Source organism: Nocardiopsis sp. iso_40 (assembly GCF_056173285.1).
In genome coordinates, this window is record NZ_CM149666.1 from 5,582,794 (window position 1) to 5,606,578 (window position 23,785).

Sequence of the window (23,785 nt, forward strand, 5' to 3'; positions counted from 1 at the left end):
CGTCTCCCCGCCCGTCCCACGGCTCAACCCTGCCCCCCGGCGGTGTCGGTCCGCGGCAGCGGGACCCTGGGCCGCGCCCCGTAGGGCTCGGTACCCACGTCCTCCGCCGGCGGGCCCTGAGCCGCCAGGCGGCGCACGCGCTCCTCGTCGGCGTTCCGGGGCGCCGGGAGGGTGTGCCGCACCGCGTCGACCACCCGCGCGTAGGGCGTCCCGTACTCGGCCAGGGACCGGGACAACAGGTCCAACCCGGCCCTGAAGTCCACCAGGAGCCCCCACCCGGCCTCGGCGTCTCCCCGGGCCGCGAACTCCAACATGACGGCCAGGTGGTCGGGCAGCTCCCTGGCGGACACCCGCCACCCCGCCTCGGCGTAGACCCGTTGGATCTCGGCCAGCGCATGGCCGCGGCGCCGGGTGTCGCCGTCGGTGTAGTAGGTCATGTGCAGGGCGCGGCGCCGGCGCAGGTCGAACACGTCCACGTAGTGCTCGGCGAGTTCCGTCTCGGGTGTGGTGGAGGCGTGTTCGCAGAACTCCAGCAGGTCGGTTCGGACCTGGCCCCTGGGCAGTTCCGCGGCGGCGCGCGCGACCAGCGGGAGCCGCTCGAAGAAGACCTCGTCCGGATAGCCGAGCAGGACCGACGCCGCCTGGTGGGTCACCGCCCTGGCGTGTGCCCTGCGTGCCGCCCGGCCCGCGCCGAGCCAGCCCGCCCCGCCGGTCCTGCCGCCGGTCGCCTCGTCATCCGTACCGTTGGTGGTGGTGCTCATGTTCGACCCCCGTCACGTGGTTCGGGGCCTGGGCCCCGCTTTCCTCCGTTGTCGGTACCGCCGCCCCGGCGGGGCGGGAAGAGTCCTCGGGGACGCCCGTTGCCGTCCCAGTTCAGCAGGTTGACGCGGCCCTCGGTGGCGTCCCGGCCGTCACCGCCCGTCCCCTCGCCCGCAGGACCGTCACCGGTCTGGCGCTCGCGCAGGGCGTGGAAGGTCTCCACGGACGCCGCCTCGGGGCGCCCGGAGGCCTCACCGAAGGGGACGTCCCCCATACCGCCCATGCCGGGTCCGCCGTCGAAGTCGAGGCTGCACCCGACCTCCTCGATGACACCGCGGTCGGACTCGTCCACTCCGAAGGCGGTGGGGATGACGTAGCGGTCGTCGTACTTGGCCAGGGCCAGCAGCCGGTACATGTCCTCGATCTCGCTCCCGGTCATCCCGACCGCGGCGGCGACGGACTCGTCGCGGTCCTGGCCGAGGTTGACCCTGCGCATGTAGGAGCGCATGGCGGCCAGGCGCCGAAGTACCAGGTCCACCGGTGCGGGATCTGAGGCGCTGAACAGCTCCGCCAGGTACTCCACCGGGATGCGCAGGGTGTCGATGGCGCCGAAGAGGTTGTCCGCCTCCTCGCCGTCGTGCCCGGTCCCGCTCAGCGCGTCCACCACCGGTGACAGCGGCGGGACGTACCAGACCATCGGCATCGTGCGGTACTCCGGATGCAGCGGCAGGGCCACCCGGAAGCGTTTGGCCAGCGCGTACACCGGCGACCGGACCGCCGAGTCCACCCAGCGGCCGGGGATGCCGTCCCGGCGGGCCGCAGCCCGCACGGCCGGGTCCGAGGGGTCGAGGAAGACGTCGAGCTGGGCCTCGTAGAGATCCTTCTCGTCCTCCACCGAGGCGGCCTGCCCGACCCGGTCCGCGTCGTAGAGGACGACCCCCAGGTACCGCAGTCGGCCCACGCAGGTCTCGGAGCAGATGGTGGGCATGCCCACCTCCACCCGCGGGTAGCAGAAGGTGCACTTCTCGGCCTTGCCCGTCTTGTGGTTGAAGTAGACCTTCTTGTACGGGCAGGCGGTGACGCACATGCGCCACCCCCGGCAGCGGTCCTGGTCCACGAGCACGATGCCGTCCTCGACCCGCTTGTAGAGCGCCCCGCTCGGGCAGGCGGCCACACAGGTCGGGTTGAGGCAGTGCTCGCAGATGCGCGGCAGGTAGAACATGAAGGTCTCCTCGAAGGAGAGCTTCACCCGGTCGCCGAGCCTGCGCACGATCGGGTCCTGCGCGGCGAGCTCGGGGCCGCCGCCCAGGTCGTCGTCCCAGTTCGCGCTCCACTCCACCTTCATCGGCTTGCCGGTGAGCGCCGAACGGGGGCTGGCCACCGGGAAGTCGTCGCCGAGCGGGGCGTTGGTCAGGGTGTCGTAGTCGTAGGTCCAGGGTTCGTAGTAGTCCTGGATGGAGGGCATCACCGGGTTGGCGAAGATCGTCGCGAGCCGCCTGATCCGGCCGCCCGACCGGGGCACCAGCCTGCCGTCGGGCCTGCGGACCCAGCCGCCCCGCCACCGCTCCTGGTCCTGGTAGGTGCGCGGGTACCCCTGGCCGGGCCGGGTCTCGACGTTGTTGAACCACGCGTACTCGACACCGCTGCGGTTGGTCCACGCCTGTTTGCAGGTGACCGAGCAGGTGTGGCAGCCGATGCACTTGTCCAGGTTCATCACCATGGCGACCTGCGCCATGACCCGGCCGATCGGGCGCTCCCGCGCGCCCGCGCCCTCCCTCTTGCGGCTCCGCTCCGCCATCAGTACCGCACCTCCGTCGTCCGCTTGCGTACGACCGTGACCTCGTCGCGCTGGTTACCGGTCGGGCCGAGGTAGTTGAAGGCGTAGGTGAACTGCGCGTACCCGCCGATGAGGTGCGTCGGCTTGACCAGCAGCCGGGTGAGCGAGTTGTGGATGCCGCCCCGCCTGCCGGTGGTCTCCGTCCTGGGCACGTCGACGGTGCGTTCCTGGGCGTGGTGCATGTACACCGTCCCGGTGGGCATCCGGTGGGATACGACCAGGCGCGCGGCGACGACGCCGTTGCGGTTGACCGCCTCCACCCAGTCGTTGTCCCGGGCCCCGATGGCCTCGGCGTCGGCCACGCTCATCCAGATCGTGGGTCCGCCCCGGGAGAGGGTCTGCATGAGCAGGTTGTCCTGGTACTCGGAGTGGATGGACCACTTGGAGTGCGGGGTCAGGTAGCGCACGACCACCTCGCGCTGCCCGGTCGGGCCGATCTGCGGTTCCCCGAACAGGCGGCTGGCGTCCAGCGGCGGCCGGTAGACCGGCAGGGCCTCGCCGAACTCGTGCATCCAGTCGTGGTCGACGTAGAAGTGCTGGCGGCCGGTGAGCGTGTGCCAGGGCTTGTCGTGTTCGATGTTGATGGTGAAGGGCGAGTAGCGGCGGTCCGAGGACTCCTTGCCGGACCACTCCGGGCTGCTGCCCACCGGGGTCGGCCCCCGCCTGGCGTCGTCGAAGACCACCCGGCGTTCGGCCGAGTGGTGGATCAGCTCGTCCATGTCGGTGCCGGTGCGTTCCGCCAGGCGTTCGAAACCCTGCGCGGCGAGGCGTCCGTTGCTGGTGCCCGACAGCGCGAGGATCATCTCGCAGGCCTTGACGTCGGTGTCCAGGGACGGGCGGCCGTCGGCGACCCCGCCGCGTACGGCGCCGTTGCGCCGGCGCAGCCAGTCGATCTCCCGGTCCGGGGTGAACGACACCCCCTTGACCGGCAGCCCCCGGTCCTCGGCCAGCGGGCCGAGCGCCGCCAGCTTCTGGGCGACGGCCGAGTAGTTGCGGCGGACAGCGACGATGCCCGGCATCGTGCGTCCCGGGACCGGGCGCTCCCCGGCCGCCTTCCAGTCCGGCGGCACCCCGTGCGGCTGGGCGAGTTCACCGGCCGTGTCGTGCTGGTGGGGCACCGCGACCAGGTCGGTGACCTCGCCGAGGTGGTCGGCGGCCAGCTCGCTGAACACCCTCGCCAGGGCGTGGAAGGCGTCGAAGTCGGTGCGGGTCTCCCAGGGCGGGTCGATCGCCGGGTTGAAGGCGTGCACGAAGGGGTGCATGTCCGTGGTGGACAGGTCGTGCTTCTCGTACCAGGTGGCGGCGGGCAGCACGATGTCGGACAGCAGCGTGGAGCTGGTCATCCGGAAGTCCATCGTGAGCAGCAGGTCCAGCTTGCCCTCCGGGATCTCCTCCCGCCAGGCCACGTCGGCGGGCCGGTGCTCGGGCCCGGCCGGCTCCGACCGGAGGTTGGAATGGGTGCCCAGGAGGTGCTTCAGGAAGTACTCGTTCCCCTTCGCGGAGGAGCCGAACAGGTTGGACCGCCACAGGGTGAGCGTCCGGGGCCAGTTGGCCGGGTCGTCGGGGTCCTCGGCGGCGAAGCGGAGGGTGCCCGCGTGGAGCTGGTCGGCGACGTACTCCGCGGCGTCCTGGCCGCGTTCGGCCGCCTCCCTGCCGAGTTGGACCGGGTTGCGGTTGAAGGTGGGGAAGGACGGCATCCAGCCCATGCGGGCCGAGGCCGCCACGAGGTCGGCGGTGTGCTGGCCCCGCACCCGCCCCGGGCCGAGCGGCGACATGAGGGCGTCGGCCCGGTAGGAGTCGTAACGCCACTGGTCGGTGTGGGTGTACCAGTAGGCGGTCCCGGCCATGAAGCGCGGTGGACGGGACCAGTCCGCACCCGAGGCGTAGGCGGCCCAGCCCGCGGCCGTGCGGCACTTCTCCTGCCCCACGTAGTGCGCCCAACCGCCGCCGTTGACCCCCTGGCAGCCGGTGAGCAGCAGCAGGGAGAGGAAGGAGCGGTAGGCGTTCTCACCGTGGAACCACTGGTTGGTCCCGGCGCCCAGGACGATCATGGCCCGCCCGCCGCTGGCCAGGGCGGTGTCGGCGAACTCCCGGGCGATCCGCACCGCGCGTTCGGCCGGGACCGAGGTCAGCGCCTCCTGCCAGGCCGGGGTGTAGGCGGCGTGCGGGTCGTCGTACCCGTCGGGCCAGACTCCGGGGAGCCCGGGGCGGGAGACCCCGTACTGGGCCAGGACCAGGTCGAACACGGTGGTGACCAGGCGGCCCCCGACCCTGCGGACCGGGACGCCCCGGGTGTCGACCTCGGCCGTGCCTCCCGGGGTGTCGAAGCGGGGCAGCGCCACCTCGACGGCCTCGGCGCCTTCGGCGTAGAGGGTCAGTTCGGGTGTGCGCCCCTCCAGGTCGAGGTTCCACCTACCCTTGCCGTCCTCGCCCCAGCGGTGTCCGATCGTGCCGTTCGGGGCTACCGGCGCTTCCTCCCCCTCGGGCCAGAACACGGGCTTCCATTCGGGGTTGGCCTCGTCGGTGTTGTCGGGCAGGTCCGAGGCGGTGAGGAACTTACCGGGCACGAACCGGCCGTCGCGCCTGTCCAGGGCCACCAGGAAGGGGAGGTCGGTGTAGGCGCGCACGTACTCGGTGAACTGGGGGGTGGGACTGTCGACGAAGCGCTCCCTGAGGATCACGTGCCCCATGGCCATCGCCAGGGCCCCGTCGGTACCGGGGTGCGGAGCCAGCCACTCGTCGGCGAACTTGGCGGCGTCGTTGTAGTCCGGGGCGACCACCACGACCTTCTGGCCGCGGTACCGGGCCTCGGCCATCCAGTGGGCGTCCGGGGTGCGGGTGACGGGGACGTTGGAGCCCCACAGCACGAGGTAGGCGGCGTCCCACCAGTCGCCGGACTCCGGGACGTCGGTCTGGTCGCCGAACACCTGCGGCGAGGCCACCGGCAGGTCGGCGTACCAGTCGTAGAAGGACAGCATCGAGCCGCCGAGCAGGTTCACGAAGCGGGCTCCCACCCCGTGGGAGACCATCGACATCGCCGGGATGGGCGAGAACCCGGCGATCCGGTCGGGGCCGTACCTCTTGATCGTCAGCACGTGTGCGGCGGCCGCGATCTCCAGGGCCTCGGCCCAGGTCGTGCGGACCAGCCCGCCCTTGCCCCGGGCCCGCTGGTAGCGGCGACGCCGTTCGGGGTCGGTGGTGATCTCCTCCCAGGCCAGCACCGGATCACCCAGCCGCTGGCGGGCCTCCCGGTACATCTGGACGAGGACACCGCGCGCGTAGGGGTAGCGCACCCGGGTCGGAGAATAGGTGTACCAGGAGAAGGCGGCGCCGCGCGGACAACCGCGCGGTTCGTACTCAGGACGGTCCGGACCCACCGAAGGATAATCAGTGGCCTGAGTTTCCCAGGTGATGATTCCGTCTTTTACATAAACATCCCAGGAACAGGAACCGGTGCAGTTCACACCGTGGGTCGAACGGACCACACGATCATGGCTCCACCGGTCCCGGTAGAACACATCACCCTCACGGCCACCATGCCTGATCTGCGCACGATTCCCATCCAGGGACTCCGATCGGGTCAGGTAGCCCCCCAAACGAAGAAGGCTGTCACCCGCCCTCCCGTCTTTGCCCTGTTTCACCATAAGGAAAACACCCCGTTTGCCCGACCGTTGCCCGGAACAAGGAAAATCGCATCCAGCCCCGACCACATTCCGTTAATGAATATGCCTTCTCCGGCACGGATGTCACGTTTCCCACACCGCTTCGGGTGACAATTCCGGTGAACCGATAGACGAAGGAGCCCTCATGCGTGCGGAAACCGGGGAGCGGACGGCCCGTTCCGGAACGGCGGGCGGCAACCTCGCCCTCGCGACGGCGGCGTTCGCGCTGACCTTCTGGGCCTGGAACCTGATCGGCCCGCTGTCGCGGACCTACAGCGACAACCTGGAGCTGACGCCGACCCAGACGTCGGTCCTGGTGGCCTTCCCGGTGCTGGTGGGTTCCCTCGGCCGCATCCCCGTGGGCGCGCTCACCGACCGCTACGGCGGCCGGGTGATGTTCACCGCCGTCTGCCTCCTCAGCATCGTCCCCACCTTCCTGGTGGGGGTCTCCGCCTCCTCGTACGGGATGCTGCTGCTCTGGGGCTTCTTCCTCGGGATCGCGGGCACCTCGTTCGCGGTCGGCGTCCCGTTCGTCAACGCCTGGTACCGGGCCGAACGGCGCGGGTTCGCCACCGGCGTGTTCGGCGCGGGGATGGGCGGAACGGCGCTGTCGGCCTTCCTGACCCCGCGCCTGGTCGAGGGCCTGGGAGTCTTCACCACCCACCTGCTGATGTGCGCGGCGCTGGCCGCGATGGCCGCCCTGATGTGGTTCCGCGCACGGAACTCGCCCGCGTGGCGGCCCCGGACCGAGCCCGTCCTGCCGCGGATGCGCGAGGCGCTCGGGCTGAGGGCGACCTGGCAGGCGTCCGCGCTGTACGCACTGGTCTTCGGCGGTTTCGTGGCCTTCTCCACCTACCTGCCGACCCTGTTGACCACCGCCTACGCGTTCGCCCAGACCGACGCTGGCCTGCGCACCGCAGGGTTCGCCGTGGCCGCGGTCGTGGCCCGCCCGGTCGGCGGCGTCCTGTCGGACCGGATCGGACCGGTGCGGGTCTGCCTGATCTCGTTCTTCGGCACCTGCGCCTTCGCCGTCGTGCTGGCGCTGCACCCGCCCGCGGAGTTCCCCGCCGGGCTGGCCTTCGTACTGATCGCGCTCTCCCTGGGCCTGGGGACCGGCGCGGTGTTCGCCCTGGTCGCCGCCCTCGTGGACCCCTCGCGTGTGGGTACGGTCACCGGCCTGGTCGGTGCCGCGGGCGGCCTCGGCGGCTACTTCCCGCCGCTGCTCATGGGCGTGGTCTACCAGGCCACCGGCGCCTACACGCTGGGATTCGTCCTGCTGGCCGTGCTCGCGCTGGTCGTGGCCCTGTACACCTCACGCGCCTTTCGCGACGCGGGCTGAGGGCGGCCCCGCCGGGGCGGGAGGGCGGGTTCACAGGGCGAAGGCGAGGTCCCGGGCGCGGACCAGGGCCGCCGACCGGTTGCCGAGCCTGACCCGCTCCAGTGCGCGGACCCCCTCCGGCAGCGCCACCCGGCGCGTACGCGCCGTCACCACCACCACGGCGTGCGAGGGCAGGACACGGCCCATCGAGGCGAGCAGCCCCCGGATCGGGCCCCCGTCCGGGACCCTGCCCTCCCAGTGGGTCATCTCGCCGTAGGGAACGTCGGTGACCACCAGGTCGGCGTCGACCGGATCGGTCAGGCCGAACACGTCGGCCACGGCGGAGTCATGCGGGAGGTCCCCGCCCATCGCGGCCAGTCCGGCGGCCAGGTCGCGGGCGGACTCGGCACGTTCCACGAACGCCACCCGGCCGAAGTCGCGGGCCGAACGGCGCAGCTCCCGCTCCCGCTCGGCCAGCCCCTCCGCCGTCAGCAGCTCCAGGTTGCGCGCGGCGATGCCCACCGCGTCCTCGTCCACGTCCGTGGCGCGCACGTGCGTCAGCCGGTCGCGGTGCAGCAGCCCCAGGACGGTCGCCAGGTACCCGCTGCCGCAGCAGGGGTCCCACAGGCGCACCCGTTCGCCCTCGGCGTGCACCATCGCCCGCTGGAGGAGTTCGCTCGCCAGTCTCACGGGGAAACCCGGGTATCCGGGCGCGGACCGCAACACCTGTCCGCTCGCCAGCGCCGAGTGGTCCGTACGCTCGGTGGCGTACCGGTAGCTCACAACCGTCCCCCTCGTTTTTCCCCGACAACGCCGAAGGCCCGGTGTCTGGGACACCGGGCCTTCGATGATGCGGTCCTGACGGGATTTGAACCCGCGGCCTCCACCTTGACAGGGTGGCGAGCACTCCTAACTGCTCCACAGGACCTCGTTGCGTGTACAACTCTAGCGCGACTTTGGAGCGCTTCGTACCGCGGCCGACCTAGAGTGGCTCAGAACGCACCCGAAACCACGAGAGGACCCCGGCGTGAGTGACTCGTCCGCCCCTCTTCCCTCCGGCCCGGACTCCACGCGGGTCGACCGTTGGCTGTGGGCGGTACGCCTCACCAAGACCCGCGCCGACGCCGCACAGGCCTGCCGCGGCGGGCATGTGCGCGTCAACGACCGCCCGGCCAAACCGGCCATGGCGGTCAGGGTCGGCGACAAGGTCAGGGTCCGGCTGCACGGCACCACCCGCGTCGTGGACGTGAGCCACATCATCGTCAAAAGGGTCGGGGCGCCGGTCGCGGCCCGCTGCTACGTCGACCGCACCCCGGCACAGCCGCCGCAGGCCGCCCCGGTGATCCGCCGGGACCGCGGCGCGGGGCGGCCCACCAAGAAGGACCGCCGCCAACTCGACAGGCTCCGCACGGACTTCCCGCCCCCGATCTGAGCCCTCGCCCTCCGCACAACAGGATCAGGAGTCGCCGTGACCTCCCCCCTCGCCGCCGGGCGCGACGCGGACGTGTTCGCCCTCGACGACCACCGGGTGCTGCGCCGCTACCGGAACCCCCAGGACACCGCGCCCGAGGCCGCGGCCATGGCGCACGCGGCGGAGCACGGCTTCCCCGTGCCCGGCGTGCACCGGGCGGAGGGGGCCGAACTGGAGATGGAGCGGCTGTACGGGCCCACGATGCTCGACGCCTGCCTGGACGGGCGGATGACGCCCGAGGGTGCGGCCCGCACGCTCGCGGAGCTCCACGAACGCCTCCACGCGCTCCCGCCCCGCTCCGGAGAAGGCCGCCTCCTGCACATGGACCTGCACCCGGGCAACGTGGTCCTCGCCCCGCAGGGCCCGGTGGTGATCGACTGGACCAACGCCCGCGACGGCGACCCGGACCTTGACCTGGCGCTGACCGCGCTACTGCTGGCCCTGATCGGGCAGAGCGGACCGCCGCCCCTGGCCGCGCTGGCCGGGGCCTGCCTGCCGCACTACGTCGGACACGTCACGGGCGACCCGGCCCGGCTGGTCGACGAGGTGGTCGCCCTGCGCGGGGCCGACCCCAACCTCGGTGCCGGGGAACTCTCCCTGCTCCCCCTCGCGGCCGACCGCGTCCGGCGGGCCGTGCACGCGCGGGCGGGGGACGCGCGGCCCTAGAGCGCGCTGAGCGGGTTCCGGGCGAGGAAGGCCAGGGCCGCCTCGGTCGCCTTGGGCGCCGCCTCGTGCAGGTAGCCGTGGCGGACGCCGGGCAGGACCAACAGCTCGGCGCCGGGGATCCGCTCAGCGAGCAGTTCGGCGTTGCCCACCGGGGTGAGCTCGTCGTCCTCACCGTGCACGACCAGCGTCGGTGGCTGGAGCCGGGGCAGCAGGTCCCAGCCGTCGTACCCGAGGCTGGCCTCGTAGTGCCGGCGCTGGGCGCGCAGCGGGTTGCGGGGCAGGATCCGGGTGACCGTCTCCGGGTGCGCGGCCGCCCACTCCGGCGTGTAGAACAGGGGCGCGATCAGCTCGCGCCCCTGCGCGGTACTGGCCCGGCGCAGGGCGAGGGACGCGTGGCGGGGGCGCTCGACCTCGTTGTCCCCGCCGGGCGCGGTGGACCCCAGGACCAGGGCGCCGACCCGTTCGGGGGCGACCGAGGCGAGGGTCTGGGCGACCTTGCCGCCCATCGAGAAGCCGTAGACGTGCGCGCGCCCGACACCGAGGTCGTCCAGGACCGCGAGGGCGTCCCCGGCGAGCAGCTCCATGCTGTACGCCCGTTCGAGGGGGGCGTCGCTACCGCCGGAGCCGCGCAGGTCCACCCGCACCACCCGGTGGTGTTCGGCGAGGTCCTCGTACACCCCCGCCCACATCTCGTGGTCGAGGGACTGGCCGTGGATGAGCAGCAGCGGATCCCCGGCCCCGTGGACGTCGTACCAGAGGCGGGTTCCGTCAGCAGCGGTCGCGTGGTTCACGCCAACGGACACTACCGGACGAACCAGGCGTCCCGCCGCCGTCACGGACGCACCGGACCGGTCGTCGCCCCGCCGAAGCGCCCCCCACCACGCGCCCGCGCCCCGTTCGTGACCTGCCCGAGCGAACCAAACCCCCGGTCCCGGGCATCTCCCCAGGTCCCAACGTCCATGGGTGCGGCCCCGCACGACCCGGCCGAAGGAGAGCGCATGAGTTCCCCCGTCATCGCGACCGACACCGACCAGGGCCCCAGGCCGAGCCAACAGGACGCCTGCTCGCACCGGGCCGAGCCCGCCACCGGGGGATGGCGGGCCGCCGTGGCGGACGGGTTCGGCGACCACCCCGGCACCCGGGAGGCCGCGCAGTTGGCCGCCGACACCGCCACCGCGGCGCCGGGCGGGGCCGCGGACGCCGTCCTGGCCGCGGCACGGGCAATCACCCGGGCCCACCCCGGGGCCGACTGCGTGATGGCGCACGCCCGCCAGGACTCCCCCGGCGAGCCCTTGGACATCGCGTGGGTGGGTGACTGCCGGGTCTGGACCTGGAGCCCCGGCGAGGGGCTGCGCCAGCACACCCGCGACCACACCCGCGGCCAGGAGATGCGCGACCTCCGGGTGTCGGACCAGCTGGCACGGCGCGGCGACCACGCCGTCACCGCCTCCGTGGCCACCGCCGCCCCCGGAGGTGTCGGAACCGCCACCGCGCCCGTCGCCGACCTCATCCTGTTCACCTGCGACGGCATCCACGACTACGTCGACGAGCGGCTGCTGGCCGAACTCGTCACCGACCACGCCCACGACCCCGACACCCTGGTCCGGGTCCTGGTGGACGCAGCCCGCGAGGCGGAGAGCACCGACAACGCCACCGCCCTGGTGATCGGACTGGTTCCGGAACCGGAGGGGCGCGCACGGCAGCGCACCCGGCAGGAACGCCTCCTGTACGGCCTGGAGGGCTTCGGCGGGCCCGGGGACCGTCTCCCCGAGGACTCGGAACACCTGCTGCGCGTCCTCGCCGAGGACCGCACCGCCGGGATCGCCTGCGACCGGTTCCTCCTGCGCGACGGCGCCACCTACTGGTGCACGAAGGACTCCGACCACACCGACCGCCACGTGAGCTGGCACGGCGTCACCTGGTCCCAGACGTACTGACGGCGAGCGGGCCCGCTCACACCCGGAACCCCCACCAGGACGGGATCCGGTCCGTGCGGGCACGCTGCCCGGCCCCACCGCGAGAGGTTACGGGTTCTGCTGCCCTTCCCGTTGGGGGCGCTTGTACACGCGGCCCTCCTTCATCACGAAGTCCACCTCGCCGGTCACCTCGATGCGGGTGAACGGGTCGCCCGGCATCGCGATGACGTCGGCGACCTTCCCGGTCGCGATCACCCCGAGGTCGTCGAGGCCGAGCATCCGGGCCGCCACGCTGGTAGCCGCCCGCAGTGCCCGTGCGGGCGTGATCCCGTTGGAGACCATCGCCGGGAACTCCCGCCAGTTCTCCGCGTGCGGGAACATCCCCGCGTCCGTTCCGAAGGCGATCTCGACCCCGCTGTTCGCGACGTGCTCGGCGCAGTCGAGCAGGGACCTGCCGTACTTGCGGAACTTGTCGCGCTTTCCCGCGGGTTTGTCCGCCCAGTACGCGTCGTCGTCCACCCTGCGCGCGTCGTCGGTGATCGTGAACTGGGTGGGGACCAGGAAGACCCCCTCGTCCGCCATCATCCGCAGCGTGTCACCGGAGGCGAGGTTGCCGTGGTCGATGCTGCGCACTCCGGCCCGCACCGCGCGCCGCACACCCTCGTCCCCGTAGCAGTGCGGTGTCGCCGGGCGGCCGAGGTCACGCGCGGTCGCGACCAGGACCTCCATCTCCTCCTGGGTGTAGGTGCAGTGGGCGGGGTCGTCGGAGGGACTGGAGAAACCGCCGGTCGCGCCGAACTTGATCCAGTCGGCGCCGCCCCGGATCTCCCTGCGCACAGTGGTACGGATCTCGTCGGGTCCGTCCGCCGCGGCCAGTTCCAGCGGGGAGGGCCACCTCTGGAGGTCTGGGGAGACCGCAGCGGAGAAGTCGCCGTGTCCGCCGCGGGCGGAGATCAGGTGCGGGGCGACGAGCATCCGCGGACCGTCGACGACCCCCTGTGCGACCGAGTCGCGCAGGGCGACCAGGCCGAACCCGGGATCGGCGCTCATCAGGTCGCGCACGGTGGTGAACCCGTTCAGCAGCATCGTCCGCAGGACCGGTACGGCCCGCAGCGCACCTGCGGCGGAGGAGAGCAGGAGCGAGGACATCAGGTCCGGGGTGATGGTGACATGCGTGTGACAGTCCATGAAACCGGGTGTCACGGTACGGCCCGACAGATCCACCACCTCGGCTCCGGCGGGCGGGGGGACGTTCTCCGCCACCCGGGTGATGCGGCCGTCCTCGACCAGGACGTCCCGGACCCCCAGTGGGGCGTCCGCCACCCCGTCCCACACCGTGCCTCCTGTCAGCAACGTGGCCACGGTTCCCCCGTTCGTGCTCGGCTCTGCGGGCCGCGACCGGCGCCCCTGCCAGCCACGATCGATCAGAGTCGATGATGCAACACGGTGGTTCCGGGGTCCCGGTGCCACGCGGGACCGTCACGACGCGGCCCGCCGAGCACCGGCGACCACCGGCGCACGAAAAGGCCCCGCCCCTGCTTTCGCAGGTGGCGGGGCCTTTTGCATGTCTGTGGGTTGTGGCTAGGGGCGGGGTCGAACCGCCGACCTTCCGCTTTTCAGGCGATCAAACTAACCACGATGAACTACCTTATGACCTGCGAAAACTTCCCGCATGATGCTATCTTTATACAGCTTGGCCGCATATTGGACGCAACCACCCCGCCATACCCCAACAGCACCCACCGGAGCACAAGGCCACAAAAACAAACAAAGAAAAACCCCGAATCCGAAACAAAGGCAATACAAAATATCAAAGGAAATAAATTTCATGGAATGGGAATACATTGGCAGCACCGTCAACCCCTGGGGAAATGTTCCAGCAACAGGGGGAGGAGAAAATCTCGTGCCACAGGTGCAAGATTACATAAATCGAGTGAAGGAAGCGGCAAAGGAAAGAGACTGCACATCGCGCCGACACCACTTCGTTCCTCAGTCATATCTGAGAAATTGGAGCCAGGACAGGAAGCGGGTTCGCGTCCTCGGAACAAGAAACGGTATGGATAAGATGATTGGAGTGAAGGATGTATGCGTAAAAGAAAACTTCTATCAAGTCACCGACAGCAACAACAAGCTCCACCACCAAGTGGAGCGAATGCTTTCAATATTTGATGATGAGATGGCAAATCTCCTGAGAAAGCTACACTCCTGGCAACCTGGGGATGACTTTGCCTTCGGCGACTTCATGTCGCTAGCTTTGATAGTCTCCTTGCAAAGCAACCGAACACCGCAAATGCGACGTTACCTATCAAGCCAAACAGACTGGCTATCCGAGAGGGCAAAGCAGCCACCCCAGACTCTAAAAGCAGACCACTTCGTGGACTCCATGTTCCAGTCGCTCTACGATGCAGCAGACCAGTTTTCAACACGTCAACTGGAGGTTTGGGACGACCCACATGGGCGATTCATCACAAGCGACCAACCAGTACAACTATCTGCAGGAAAAACAGGAACCCCGACAACCATGAACGACAGCAATTACATCTACTGGCCCATAGGACCAACTCGAATGATTGCTTTTCATATTGAACCCCAGGGCGAGAAAATTATCCACAAGGTCGCCACAAGAAGAGAAATGGAGGAAATTAGACGCACCTTCATTCGTGGAGCCGAGTCAACCCTCATTACCACCCCGGGAGACTATAATTTGCCAACTGGATCAATACTTAAAAAGCGCCCCCAACTCCAGGTTGATTGCTGGCCAAAAAACAAGGAGAAGCGAGTCTGTGGGTTTAGATTTAGGCTCGGCCATGGAGCCGAAACAATAGATCTCGCCTGCCATCCGATTTGCGCACTAAAGAAAAACTAAGTTCCAAAAAGAAAGAGCCCGGGATTGGGACTACACCCAAACCCAGGCCCCGAGTCAACCAAGAACTCTCATCGCTTCTCGTCGGCCTCTTCCCAGGTGCGGTTCATCGCGCCCTTGAGGGCTTCCACCTGGTCTACGACGGGTTCGATTCCGAAGGAGCGCAGGAGCAGCATCGCGGCGTGCTCCGGCTTCGGGTCGTCCTGAGCGAGCGGTTCAAGGCCCTCACTCTCCAGAAGCTCCCGCACCTGCCGTACGAGCTTGTTGCGGTCGTAGCTCTGATACATGCTTACGCCTCCCAGCGCTTGCCGGTGATCCGCTCGTAGACCTCGATGTAGCGGGCCCGGGTCGCTTCCACGATCCCATCGGGGATCTCGGGGCCGGGCGGAGTGCGGTCCCAGTCGGTCACGGTGCTCGACCAGTCCCGGACGAACTGCTTGTCGAAAGCGTGCTGGGGCCTGCCCGGCTGCCAGTCGTCGGCGGGCCAGAAGCGCGAGGAGTCCGAGGTCAGCACCTCATCCGCGAGCACGAGCGTACCGTCCGCCGCGCGGCCGAACTCCAGCTTGGTGTCAGCGATGATGATGCCGCGCTCAGCCGCGATCTCAGCACCGCGCTTGTACACGTCCAGGGTCACCGTGCGCAGGCGGTCAGCGGTCTCCTGACCGATCTCCTCGACCACGTCGGCGAAGGTGATGAACTCGTCGTGCCCCTCGGTCGCCTTGGTGGTGGGGGTGAAGATCGGTTCGGGGAGCTTGGACGCTTCCACCAGCCCCTCAGGGAGCTTGATCCCGGAGACGGTGCCCTGCTTCTCGTACTCCTTGAGCCCCAGGCCCGCGAGGTAGCCACGGGCGATCCACTCCACGGGGAGCATGGTGAGCTTCTGGCAGCGCACGGCACGTCCGGCCCACTCCTCCGGGACGTCAGTAGCGGAGATGATGTGGTTGGGCACCACATCGGCAAGCTGCTCGAACCACCACAGCGAGAGCTGGGTGAGGATCTTGCCCTTGTCGGGGATGGGGGTGGGCAGCACGACGTCGTAGACGCTCACGCGGTCCGAGGCCACCAGGATGAGGTCATCACCGTCGGCGTAGACGTCGCGCACCTTGCCTGAGTGCAGCAGTTCCATGTTGCTCCTACCTGGAGATCTCGTAGTTGTAGGTGGCCCAGCGGCGGGCCACGGAGACGGACTGGCCGAACTCGATCACGTCACCGTCGGCGTTCAACACCCAGTTCTGCTTGCGCAACACCGGGGAGCCGAGAGGGATGCCCAGAGCCGCGGAGTCCTCTTCCGAAGCGATGTCGGCGCGGAGCTGGTCCTTGCCCGCTGCGGGCACAAGCCCGGTCTGCTCTTCCACGTACTTCGGGGTGCCCTGGCGAAGCCGTTGGGCTTCGAGCAGCAGGGGGGCCGACTCGGCCAGTTCCCCGCTGTACCAGGACGTGCTGGCCGAGGAGGGCACGTCGTCCCGGAGGGTGACCCGCTGGCGCCGGATGACGTTCGTGCCTTCGGGAACACCGAGAGCGTCTGCGACGTCCTCGGGGGCCGACACCAGTTCGGCTGAGCGGATCTCGGCGCGTTCGTTCGCCGCGTAGATCCGGCCTTCCAGACTGCGAATCACACGGTCCTTGGCACTGGCCGCCGCCTGTTCGCGGGTGACGATGCTGCCCTTGCCGGGTTCACTGCGCACCAGGCCCTCAGCCTTGAGCACCCCGACGACCTTGGTCGCGGTCGCCAGCGAGATCTTCCACTTCGCAGCGATAGCGCGAACGGAATCGATCTTCTGCCCGTCCTGGAGGACTCCGGACTCGATCTCGGCCTTGATGTGCTTGACGACCTGCATGTAGGGCGGGTCGGTGCGTTGGACCTGAGGGGACACGTGTGACTCCTTCGTGGTGAACGTGATCAGTGTACTAGAACGCATATATGTCCATGCGGGTGACCTGGGACTCCATGGTCTGCAACACCACAGAGCCAAGGAATATGCCAACTGTACTAGAACAGATAGAGGTTGCGTGCTATAACAGTTCTACGGCCACAGGCCACAGCCCGGAAGAGGACTCCGGTGAGCAGGGCGAAGCTCTGTCCACCGCGTGGAATCCCGGAGCACACGAGCTTTAACAAGCCCTTGAGGCACATAGCGAGCAAGCCCTGACCCCACCCCGAGCAGACAAGGGGCGGCGACGGGAAGACGTGGCCACGGCACCCTCGCGCGGGTGCGCCGACCGGTGACCGACCGGCGACACGGAATGGCCGCGCCGCACCCCAGGGGTGCCTGTCCTCTCTCAACTCCCGGCACAACACGGGAGCGCGAGACGGGGGCGGGGACCACCCGGGTCCACCACATCCCCCACACAGCAACGAGCCCCGCCGGGATGCCGCCCAGCGGGGCTCTCACGCACCTGTTCACCTGCGAGGAGAAACACATGCGCACCACCATGATGCCGTCCCCGACTGCCCCCAAAACCCCCACCACCCACAAGGGCCTCTTCGAGGTCACCCCCACCGCCGCCCAGGTGCTGGGCATCACCGACGCATGCGACCTGTTCGCCGCCGACCTCGACGGCGAGACGGCCGAAGACCGTGCGGCCCGCGAGGCTGCTGCCGCCGACATCCTCGACGACCGCCTGAGCGAGATCGCCGCTCAGGCCCTGACCGCCGAGGTCGTCACGGGGTGGTCGGTGTGAGCCCCGAACTGCTTCCCGTGGTGGTCGTCACCGCCGTGGTCGTGCTCCTGCTCGTTGTGGGAGCGCTGCGGGTGGCCGCCGCCTACCGCCGTACCCGCCGGGTCCTGCGCCGCTGGGGCCGTACCCGCGTAGTTATCACCCAGCACCCCCACCGGAAGGGAGTCCGCCGTGGTTGAGCTGATCTCGCTGTTCGCGTTCCTGGTCACCGCTGGCCTGTTCGTCTACCTGGTCGGGTTCCCGCTGATCGAGCGGCGCTCGGACCTGGACACCCTGACCCGCCTGTCCAAGGTTAAGGAGGACCAGTGAGCTTCCCCAAGAAGCAGGGCCAGGGGCAGCCCGAACAGGCCGCCCCGGTCACCGCCGAAGAGATCCAGCGGACGGTTCAGGCCGCCAAAGCGTTGGAGTCGATCCCGGGGCAGGAGTTGTTGGAGGACCCGGCGCTCAACCCCGCCACGCGGGCCAGGTACGACCAGTTGACCGCTGAGCGGTTGGAAGCGGCGTTGCAGGCTGACCACCGCCGCAAGCTGGCCGAGGCCGCTGAGCGGGCCCGGGTGGCTGAGGAGGCCGCGCAGGTGGCCGAGATCATCGACCGGGCCCGCCGGGCGACCTCCCCGGCCCGCACGATCCTGGACATGAGCCGCCATCAGCGCACGTTCGGGCGGGTGTCGCTGGCTGCGTCCCTGCTGCTGAGTGTGGGGTCCGCGATCGGTCTCGGTGCCTTGGTTGAAGCCCAGGGCGGGCCGGTGCCGGTCGGGTGGGTCGCTGAGGTTGGTCTGACTGGGCTGTCCACTGCCGTGATCATCTGGCGTGGCCTGCTGGCCCGCGCCGGTACGAAGATCGATGACCGCACCGGGCGGTTGTTCCTGGCGCTGATGGTGGTGCCGCTGCTGATCTCGATCGTGGGGTCCTACTTCGGGACCGGGCCGGTCGGGGTGGCGTGCTCGGTCGGGTCCGCTCTCTTCGCTGGGTTGACCTACCTGATCAACACGTCCGCTTCCGAGGCGATCTCGCAGTCGATCGCCAAGATCGACCAGCACAAGACCACCCCCGAGCAGCCGTCTGAGCGCCCTGCCCGCACCGAGCCCGCCCGTGCGAGCGCTCCGCTCGCACGGCCTCTCGGGGACGGTCTGGAAGAGGTCGGGGAAGCCATCGCGGAAGGGGCGTCGGACTGGCTGCGCTCGCACGGAAACCCGTCTGAGCGCTCGCACGGAACCGACCGCTCGCACGGCGAGACCGATCTCCCAGCCGACTTCGAGGAACCCCAGGTCGCCCCGTCTGAGCGCCCCCGCTCACACGAGGATGACGAAGCCTCTGAGCGGTTGCTGACTGCGCAGGAACGGCGCCGTTTGGAGGGCGAGAAGAACCGCATGGCAGTCGCCCGAATCCTGCGGGAGCGCCCCGACGCTCTCACGGCCGAGATCGCTCGGGAGACCGGTCTCGGGGTGTCCACGGTCCGCCGGATCCGCCGCGAGATCGACGGGGAGGCCACCGCATGAGTTCCGTGCGTCACCGCCCCAAGGTCCGCCGCTGGCGTGAGGAGACTAGCCAGGGAGAGGCCTGGTGCTACCGAGTCTCCTGCCCGTGCGGTGAGGAGTTCGACGAGCACTACGCCAAGAAGCTGGCCGACTCCGACCGGAACCGCCATCTCATGCAGGTGGCCCCGCCCGTGTCCGAGCGGTGCCGCGACCCCAAGCGGCACCGCTGCCAGCCGCACGACCGGTGTCCGGTCTGCACCGACCAGTTGCCCCTTCCCGGCTTCGAGGGTCTGGAGGCGACCGTATGAGCCGTCCTGACTGGCGCACCCGGCTCCAGGCCGCTGCCTCCTTCGCTGATCACCTGCTGTGCCACCTGGACTCGCTGATCAGCGCATGCCTGGACATCCGACCCGTCCGCAACCAGCTCGCAGACCTGGCCGCCTGGTGGGGCACCACCTGGCGCACCTATCTGCACGCCGCGCACGTGTGCCGCTACGGCCCCGGCCGGGGCGTGATCGCCGTGGTCATCAACCGCCCGAACCGCACCAGCAAGGAGGCACCCACCAGTGAGTGACGCCAAGCCCGCACCGCCCACCGAGCGCTCCGAACTCAAGCGCATCATGGCCGACCTCGAAGCGATCGAGTTCGAGACCGGCTCCGATATCCGCCGCTACGTCGAGACCACCCGCAAGCTTTCCCGGGCCCTGTCCGTGGAACTGGAGTTCTCCGCACAGGAACTGGAAGCCGCCCTCAAGGAGCTACCGCCCGGCGACGGTGCCTCACGCCTGACCATGCGTCGGCGCGCCCGCAGCGTGGCCCGCCACCTGCGCCGTGCCGCTGAGGCACAGCGGGCCGTGGGCGTGGAATCGGTGCGCACCTGGGCCAGCCTGCACAAGCACTTCGAGTACCTGGTCAAGCGCAAGAAGCGCAAGAAGTCCCTGGACCTGTCCTCCTGAGATCACCACACGGGGGCCGCCCTGCTTCGGGCGGCCCCACCCCGGCATCAGCAGAAACGGAGTAACGCGCCATGGCTCGCAAGGAACTCGTGGCCACCACCCGCAGCGGCGCTGAGGCGTCGGTGCGGCCCGGCCCGACCTTCATGGACTACGTCCGCCCCTGGATGGCCGCCCCCGCCCTGATCCCGGCCGGGTTCCTCACCCACTGGCTGTGGGGCGACCTCGGGTGGGGCACCGGACTGGCAGCCGCCGCGATCACCGCGGCCGGCGGAATCGTCACCTACGCCGCGCACCACCTGACCACCGCCCGTACCTGGTACGCCCACCACATCTCCACCGCGATGATCGGCGGAGCCACCGCGTGGTTGGCGCTGGCCACCGCCTTCGGTCCCGGACGGCCCCTGATGGATGCCCTGCTGATCAGTGGTGCCGCGCTGGCCGCCACGGCCGATGTGCACCTGTGGGCGCGCGGTCAGGGCAGCGCGGAGCCCTCCCGCAAGGGCTCCGGTCGGGTGCTGCCCACGTTCGAGGAGGTGGCCGCCAAGCTGCACCTGCGCGACATCAAGGCCAAGCTCACCGCCGACACCGACATGCAGCAACGCCACGCACTGACGTTGGAGAACGGTGAGACCGCCGAGTCCGTGCAGGGGCGCGCCAAGGAACTGGCCAGTGCCTACGGGGTCGCGCCCGGCGCGATCCGGGTGATCGAGGACCAGAGCCGCGCTGACCGGGCCGAGTTGGTCATCACCAAGAAGGACGTCATGGGCCGCCTCATCCCCTGGCCCGGACTCGACCCCGCCCGCACCGGGGCCTCGATCGCGGACCACCCGCTGCACCTGGGCACCTACGAGGACGGGGAGCCCTTCCACAACCAGATCACCAACCGCCACAGCCTGACCGTGGGAATGGCGGGTGCGGGCAAGAGCGTGTACGGCAAGGTCAAGATGGTTCAGATCGCCGCGAGGAAGGACACGTTCACACTGGCGATCGACCTGGCCAAGGGGCGCCAGACGTTGGGCCCCATCTCGGGTGCGATCGGGTGGCCCGCCTACTCCAAGAAGGACGCCCGGAACCAGTTGGCCGCGATCAAGCGCGCGATCAAGGCCCGCGCCAACCACCTCGCCGACCAGGGGCACTCCCAGTGGGTGCCCGGGTGCGGGCTCACCTTCCTGCACATCCTGGTGGAAGAGGCCGCAGAGGTCGTGGACTTCGAGGAGATCGTGGAAGTCGCCCGGGTGTCCCGGTCGGTGGGGATGCACCTGGATCTGTCCTTGCAGCGCGCGACCTGGGGCAACCTCGACACCGATACCCGCGCCAACCTCGGTGACGGGCTCTGCTTCGGGGTGCGCGACTTCGCGGACGCCTCCTTCGTGCTCCCGGACTACGTCACCGAGGCCGGGTGCGACCCCTCCCGGTGGCGCAAGTCCAAGCCGGGGGCCGCTTACGCCGCGATCGAGCACACCGACCCCGACCGGCACGTGGTGGCGGTCAAGATGTTCGGCCCGCCCACCACCGACCCCAAGGACGAGAACAAGGTCCTCACTCCCGCCGCTGACAGCCTCCCGGACCAGGACGCCAAGTTGGATGAGGTGACCCGGGCCGCGTTCGGCGCCGAGTACGCCCAGTTCCTCGCGGGCCGCACCAACACCACCGCACCGGCCCCGGCTGTGTCGGTGCCCGAGGCCGGGGGCGTGGACGAGGAAGAGCTGATCGTGGATGAGGGGATCGACCCGATCGTGCTGACTACTCCCGACGACGACCCCGAGATCATCGGGGACCCCGACACCCCCATCCCCGACCTTGAAGACGGCCAGGACTTCGCCCTCCCTACTCGGAAGAAGGGCACCAAGGCCAGCGCCGAGGAAGCACGCGCCGCGATCGATGACCTGTTGGAGGACTGGGGCAACGGCCACCAGTTCAAGGCCACCGACTTCAAAGCCGCCCTGTCAGAGCTGGGAGTCGAGCGCAGCCGGAGCTGGTTCTACACCCAGCTCTCCGCGATGCAGGAGAGCGGACGGGTGCGCTACGAGGACGGCACCGGGGTGTGGACCGTGCAGGAAGCGCGTGCCCTCATCGACGCCTGAGCGCCCTCTGGCGGGGTGTCCAACCCCTGTCCAACCCTGTGTCCAGACCGGGTGTCCAGACCCCGTCCAAACCCGGTTTGGACACCCGCTGACCTGTAACACCACGCCGGGGCGTCCACACCGGCGTCCACACCACAGCGACGGCCCCACCCACAGCTTGCAGGCACCGGGCGGGGCCGTCTTCTCCCGAAACCGAGAGGACCCCAGTATGACCACCCAGACCACCAGCCGAGAACTCCAGCACACCGCCGCCCGGGTACTCACCGAACTGCTCTGCGCCGACCTGCCCGGAGTGGACTGGACCCTGTATGCGCCGGGCAGCTACACCTCCTGCTTCGTCCCGCCCCGTCTGAGCGTTGACCTGTTGTCGGGACAAGTCACTTCGCACCAAGCCGTCCGGGACTGGGCCGCGCACCTGGACACCCACGTGGAACTGCGCAACGGCACCACCCCCGACGCCCGCGCGATCGTGGACGGCATCGTCGTGCGGGTTTGGTGCGCCCCCAAGTTCCGGGACGACCTGACCACCTCGGAGGGCTAGTGGCACCGGCCGACCCGAGCACGACGCGCGGACAGTGGCTGCGCTACGTCTACGCCACCAGCCGCGTACCCGACAGCGTGCGCGTGCTGCTGCTCGTACTCGCGGAGCACATGGGCGAGGACGGCCGTGTCGAGATCGGCCGAAACGACCTCGCCGCACTGCTCTCCCGGCAGCCGAGACGCGTCTCAGCACGGATCGCAGAGGCGGTAGAGGCGGGGCTACTCACTCAGGTGCGCCGGGGAGCACGGGGGAAGGTCTCCATCTTCCAGGCATCTCTGCCCGGGGAGGAATTGGTGTCCCCCGGGGGACAACCGCTTCCCAGGAAACAGGGGACGGAATCTAGCACCCTTTCCCAGGAAACAGGTGTCCCCCGGGGGACACCCTCTTCCCTGGAAACAAGTTCCCCCCGGGGGACACGAGATGACCCCGGCTGGTGTCCCCCGGGGGACACCAGTCCCAAGGCCCCTATAAGGGAAGGTTCGCGCGACCAGCCGTCACAGGACCCCGCAACCACCCCTGAGACACAGCCCGACGCACCGGCACCGATCGGTCACAAACGCGTCAACGCGCTCGCCACCGTCTACCACCGCGCCACCAACGGCATGGGCGACTGGAACAAGACCCGCTCCGTCGTCAAGAAGGCCCTAACCAACGGCTACGCAGATGACGAGATCTCCCGAGGGCTCGAACACGTCGCCGCCGACGGCCGATTCGCCCTGACCGCCGACACCCTGCGGATCGCGATCAACCGCACCCGCCCCCGGCCTCACCTCCGGGTCGTAGGCGGCCACGCCCCGTACCGCAACCCCAACGACTACGGCGAGAACCCCGACCCCTGGTCCTGAGAGGAAGCGCATGCACACCGCGACCGACACCCAGTTCCTCGCCCGGCTCGCACGCATCACCCGCGAGAAGGGCCTCGACACCACACCCGGCCCCGTGGACGACACTCCCGACCCCGAACTCCCCGGACACCCCACCTACCACCACCGCCAGCGCGTCAACGCCGCCCTGACCAAGTTCGAGCGACTCGCACCGCCCCGGTACCTGACCGCCACCACCGAGCACCCCACGGTGTGCGACTGGGCCGACCGGGTCGCCGCCGACATCACGCAGGCCCCCTCACTGATGCTCTGGGGCGGCACCGGCACCGGCAAGACGCACGCCGCGTTCGGAGCGGTGCGCAGGATCGCCCTGACCGGCCCGGCGCGGTTCGGATTCGTGGCCACCACGTTCCCGGACCTGTACGCCGCGCTCCGCCCCGGCGCGGGCAGCGATGACGAACGCGAACGCCTCATGCGCCGCGTGCTGAGCGTGCCCGTGCTGCTCCTGGACGACCTGGGCACCACGAAGTCCTCGCTGTGGACCGAGGAAACCACGTACCGGATCGTCAACCACCGCTACAACCGCATGTTGCCGGTGATCATCACCAGCAACGAGCCGCCCGCCGCCCTACCCGAACTGCTGGGCGACCGGATCGCCTCCCGGCTGATCGAGATGACGACCCGGGTGGAGATGACCGGCGCGGACCGGCGGCTCAACCGATGACCCCCGC

Annotated in this window: 25 protein-coding genes and 2 tRNA genes; 16 read left to right on the forward strand and 11 right to left on the reverse strand. The window is 69.5% G+C overall.

All coding sequences use genetic code 11. The features are described 5' to 3' along the window. Positions 1 to 23 precede the first annotated feature (23 nt). The 3 genes from narJ to AC0VYD_RS24365 are packed head-to-tail and all read right to left on the reverse strand — an operon-like array spanning position 24 to position 6,240. The gene (gene narJ / locus AC0VYD_RS24355; RefSeq protein ID WP_475477647.1) at positions 24 to 761 is read right to left on the reverse strand and encodes a nitrate reductase molybdenum cofactor assembly chaperone; all 738 of its coding nucleotides are present in this window, start codon (positions 759 to 761) and stop codon (positions 24 to 26) included. Continuing rightward, the gene (gene narH, locus AC0VYD_RS24360) at positions 758 to 2,557 is read right to left on the reverse strand and encodes a nitrate reductase subunit beta (protein ID WP_475477648.1); all 1,800 of its coding nucleotides are present in this window, start codon (positions 2,555 to 2,557) and stop codon (positions 758 to 760) included. Before narH ends, narJ begins: the two co-directional genes overlap by 4 nt. Beyond that, positions 2,557 to 6,240, reverse strand: a complete 3,684-nt coding sequence (locus tag AC0VYD_RS24365) for a nitrate reductase subunit alpha (RefSeq protein WP_475477649.1) — start codon at positions 6,238 to 6,240, stop codon at positions 2,557 to 2,559. The genes narH and AC0VYD_RS24365 overlap by 1 nt, the downstream gene beginning before the upstream one ends. Positions 6,241 to 6,403: 163 nt before the next feature. Here AC0VYD_RS24365 and AC0VYD_RS24370 point away from each other — a divergent pair, with 163 nt between their 5' ends. Then, positions 6,404 to 7,597, forward strand: coding sequence for an MFS transporter (locus AC0VYD_RS24370; RefSeq protein WP_475477650.1), 1,194 nt, complete (start codon positions 6,404 to 6,406; stop codon positions 7,595 to 7,597). A 30-nt stretch (positions 7,598 to 7,627) separates the two neighbouring features. Here AC0VYD_RS24370 and AC0VYD_RS24375 read toward each other — a convergent pair whose 3' ends face one another. Together AC0VYD_RS24375 and AC0VYD_RS24380 are read right to left on the reverse strand one after the other, a co-directional pair. Next, positions 7,628 to 8,359: an rRNA methyltransferase gene (locus tag AC0VYD_RS24375; RefSeq protein WP_475477651.1), complete on the reverse strand. Its 732-nt coding sequence runs from the start codon at positions 8,357 to 8,359 to the stop codon at positions 7,628 to 7,630. 70 nt (positions 8,360 to 8,429) lie between these two features. Then, a tRNA-Asp gene (locus AC0VYD_RS24380) sits at positions 8,430 to 8,504 on the reverse strand. A 99-nt stretch (positions 8,505 to 8,603) separates the two neighbouring features. On the opposite strand from AC0VYD_RS24380, the gene AC0VYD_RS24385 reads away from it, so the two are divergent. Together AC0VYD_RS24385 and AC0VYD_RS24390 are read left to right on the forward strand one after the other, a co-directional pair. Then, the gene (locus AC0VYD_RS24385) at positions 8,604 to 9,008 is read left to right on the forward strand and encodes an RNA-binding S4 domain-containing protein (protein ID WP_475477652.1); all 405 of its coding nucleotides are present in this window, start codon (positions 8,604 to 8,606) and stop codon (positions 9,006 to 9,008) included. A 36-nt stretch (positions 9,009 to 9,044) separates the two neighbouring features. Further along, positions 9,045 to 9,713: a phosphotransferase gene (locus AC0VYD_RS24390; RefSeq protein WP_475477653.1), complete on the forward strand. Its 669-nt coding sequence runs from the start codon at positions 9,045 to 9,047 to the stop codon at positions 9,711 to 9,713. Here the strand turns inward: AC0VYD_RS24390 and AC0VYD_RS24395 are convergent. After that, on the reverse strand, positions 9,710 to 10,504 hold the full coding sequence (locus AC0VYD_RS24395; RefSeq protein WP_475477654.1) for an alpha/beta fold hydrolase: 795 nt from the start codon (positions 10,502 to 10,504) through the stop codon (positions 9,710 to 9,712). The two genes, AC0VYD_RS24390 and AC0VYD_RS24395, sit on opposite strands and share 4 nt — an antisense overlap. 207 nt (positions 10,505 to 10,711) lie before the next feature. Between AC0VYD_RS24395 and AC0VYD_RS24400 the strand changes: the two genes are divergently transcribed. Further along, on the forward strand, positions 10,712 to 11,650 hold the full coding sequence (locus AC0VYD_RS24400) for a PP2C family protein-serine/threonine phosphatase (protein ID WP_475477655.1): 939 nt from the start codon (positions 10,712 to 10,714) through the stop codon (positions 11,648 to 11,650). Between the two features lie 87 nt (positions 11,651 to 11,737). Here the strand turns inward: AC0VYD_RS24400 and AC0VYD_RS24405 are convergent, their stop codons facing one another. Both AC0VYD_RS24405 and AC0VYD_RS24410 read right to left on the reverse strand, forming a co-directional pair. Then, entirely contained in the window at positions 11,738 to 12,991 is a 1,254-nt protein-coding gene (locus AC0VYD_RS24405; protein ID WP_475477656.1) for an amidohydrolase family protein, read from the reverse strand. A 216-nt stretch (positions 12,992 to 13,207) separates the two neighbouring features. Then, positions 13,208 to 13,278: transfer RNA gene (locus tag AC0VYD_RS24410), tRNA-Phe, on the reverse strand. Between the two features lie 179 nt (positions 13,279 to 13,457). Between AC0VYD_RS24410 and AC0VYD_RS24415 the strand changes: the two genes are divergently transcribed. Beyond that, positions 13,458 to 14,495, forward strand: coding sequence for a DUF4238 domain-containing protein (locus tag AC0VYD_RS24415; protein WP_475477657.1), 1,038 nt, complete (start codon positions 13,458 to 13,460; stop codon positions 14,493 to 14,495). Between the two features lie 68 nt (positions 14,496 to 14,563). On the opposite strand, the gene AC0VYD_RS24420 is transcribed toward AC0VYD_RS24415, so the two are convergent. Genes AC0VYD_RS24420 through AC0VYD_RS24430 form a run of 3 tightly spaced genes read right to left on the reverse strand, consistent with a single transcriptional unit; the run spans position 14,564 to position 16,366 of the window. Then, positions 14,564 to 14,779: a hypothetical protein gene (locus AC0VYD_RS24420; protein WP_475477658.1), complete on the reverse strand. Its 216-nt coding sequence runs from the start codon at positions 14,777 to 14,779 to the stop codon at positions 14,564 to 14,566. A 2-nt stretch (positions 14,780 to 14,781) separates the two neighbouring features. After that, a complete protein-coding gene (locus tag AC0VYD_RS24425; RefSeq protein WP_475477659.1) occupies positions 14,782 to 15,618 on the reverse strand; it encodes a phosphoribosylaminoimidazolesuccinocarboxamide synthase in 837 nt (278 codons plus the stop codon). Positions 15,619 to 15,625: 7 nt separating this feature from the next. Next, positions 15,626 to 16,366 (reverse strand): GntR family transcriptional regulator, encoded by a 741-nt coding sequence (locus AC0VYD_RS24430; RefSeq protein ID WP_475477660.1) that lies wholly within the window; start codon positions 16,364 to 16,366, stop codon positions 15,626 to 15,628. Between the two features lie 547 nt (positions 16,367 to 16,913). Here AC0VYD_RS24430 and AC0VYD_RS24435 point away from each other — a divergent pair. From AC0VYD_RS24435 to AC0VYD_RS24485, 11 genes are all read left to right on the forward strand, one after another. Then, on the forward strand, positions 16,914 to 17,174 hold the full coding sequence (locus AC0VYD_RS24435) for a hypothetical protein (RefSeq protein WP_475477661.1): 261 nt from the start codon (positions 16,914 to 16,916) through the stop codon (positions 17,172 to 17,174). Further along, entirely contained in the window at positions 17,171 to 17,350 is a 180-nt protein-coding gene (locus tag AC0VYD_RS24440) for a hypothetical protein (RefSeq protein ID WP_475477662.1), read from the forward strand. Before AC0VYD_RS24435 ends, AC0VYD_RS24440 begins: the two co-directional genes overlap by 4 nt. Then, positions 17,343 to 17,480, forward strand: a complete 138-nt coding sequence (locus AC0VYD_RS24445; protein ID WP_475477663.1) for a hypothetical protein — start codon at positions 17,343 to 17,345, stop codon at positions 17,478 to 17,480. The genes AC0VYD_RS24440 and AC0VYD_RS24445 overlap by 8 nt, the downstream gene beginning before the upstream one ends. Continuing rightward, a complete protein-coding gene (locus AC0VYD_RS24450; protein WP_475477664.1) occupies positions 17,477 to 18,670 on the forward strand; it encodes a hypothetical protein in 1,194 nt (397 codons plus the stop codon). The genes AC0VYD_RS24445 and AC0VYD_RS24450 overlap by 4 nt, the downstream gene beginning before the upstream one ends. After that, positions 18,667 to 18,957, forward strand: a complete 291-nt coding sequence (locus AC0VYD_RS24455; RefSeq protein ID WP_475477665.1) for a hypothetical protein — start codon at positions 18,667 to 18,669, stop codon at positions 18,955 to 18,957. Before AC0VYD_RS24450 ends, AC0VYD_RS24455 begins: the two co-directional genes overlap by 4 nt. Continuing rightward, positions 18,954 to 19,223 (forward strand): hypothetical protein, encoded by a 270-nt coding sequence (locus AC0VYD_RS24460; RefSeq protein ID WP_475477666.1) that lies wholly within the window; start codon positions 18,954 to 18,956, stop codon positions 19,221 to 19,223. Before AC0VYD_RS24455 ends, AC0VYD_RS24460 begins: the two co-directional genes overlap by 4 nt. Next, complete coding sequence (locus AC0VYD_RS24465; protein ID WP_475477667.1) at positions 19,216 to 19,605, forward strand: hypothetical protein; 390 nt, start codon at positions 19,216 to 19,218, stop codon at positions 19,603 to 19,605. The genes AC0VYD_RS24460 and AC0VYD_RS24465 overlap by 8 nt, the downstream gene beginning before the upstream one ends. A gap of 71 nt (positions 19,606 to 19,676) precedes the next feature. Then, entirely contained in the window at positions 19,677 to 21,689 is a 2,013-nt protein-coding gene (locus AC0VYD_RS24470; RefSeq protein WP_475477668.1) for a hypothetical protein, read from the forward strand. Positions 21,690 to 21,897: 208 nt separating this feature from the next. Beyond that, complete coding sequence (locus AC0VYD_RS24475; RefSeq protein ID WP_475477669.1) at positions 21,898 to 22,230, forward strand: hypothetical protein; 333 nt, start codon at positions 21,898 to 21,900, stop codon at positions 22,228 to 22,230. Positions 22,231 to 22,832: 602 nt separating this feature from the next. Continuing rightward, positions 22,833 to 23,075, forward strand: a complete 243-nt coding sequence (locus AC0VYD_RS24480) for a hypothetical protein (protein WP_475477670.1) — start codon at positions 22,833 to 22,835, stop codon at positions 23,073 to 23,075. 10 nt (positions 23,076 to 23,085) lie between these two features. Next, complete coding sequence (locus AC0VYD_RS24485; RefSeq protein ID WP_475477671.1) at positions 23,086 to 23,778, forward strand: ATP-binding protein; 693 nt, start codon at positions 23,086 to 23,088, stop codon at positions 23,776 to 23,778. The last annotated feature ends 7 nt before the right edge of the window (positions 23,779 to 23,785 follow it).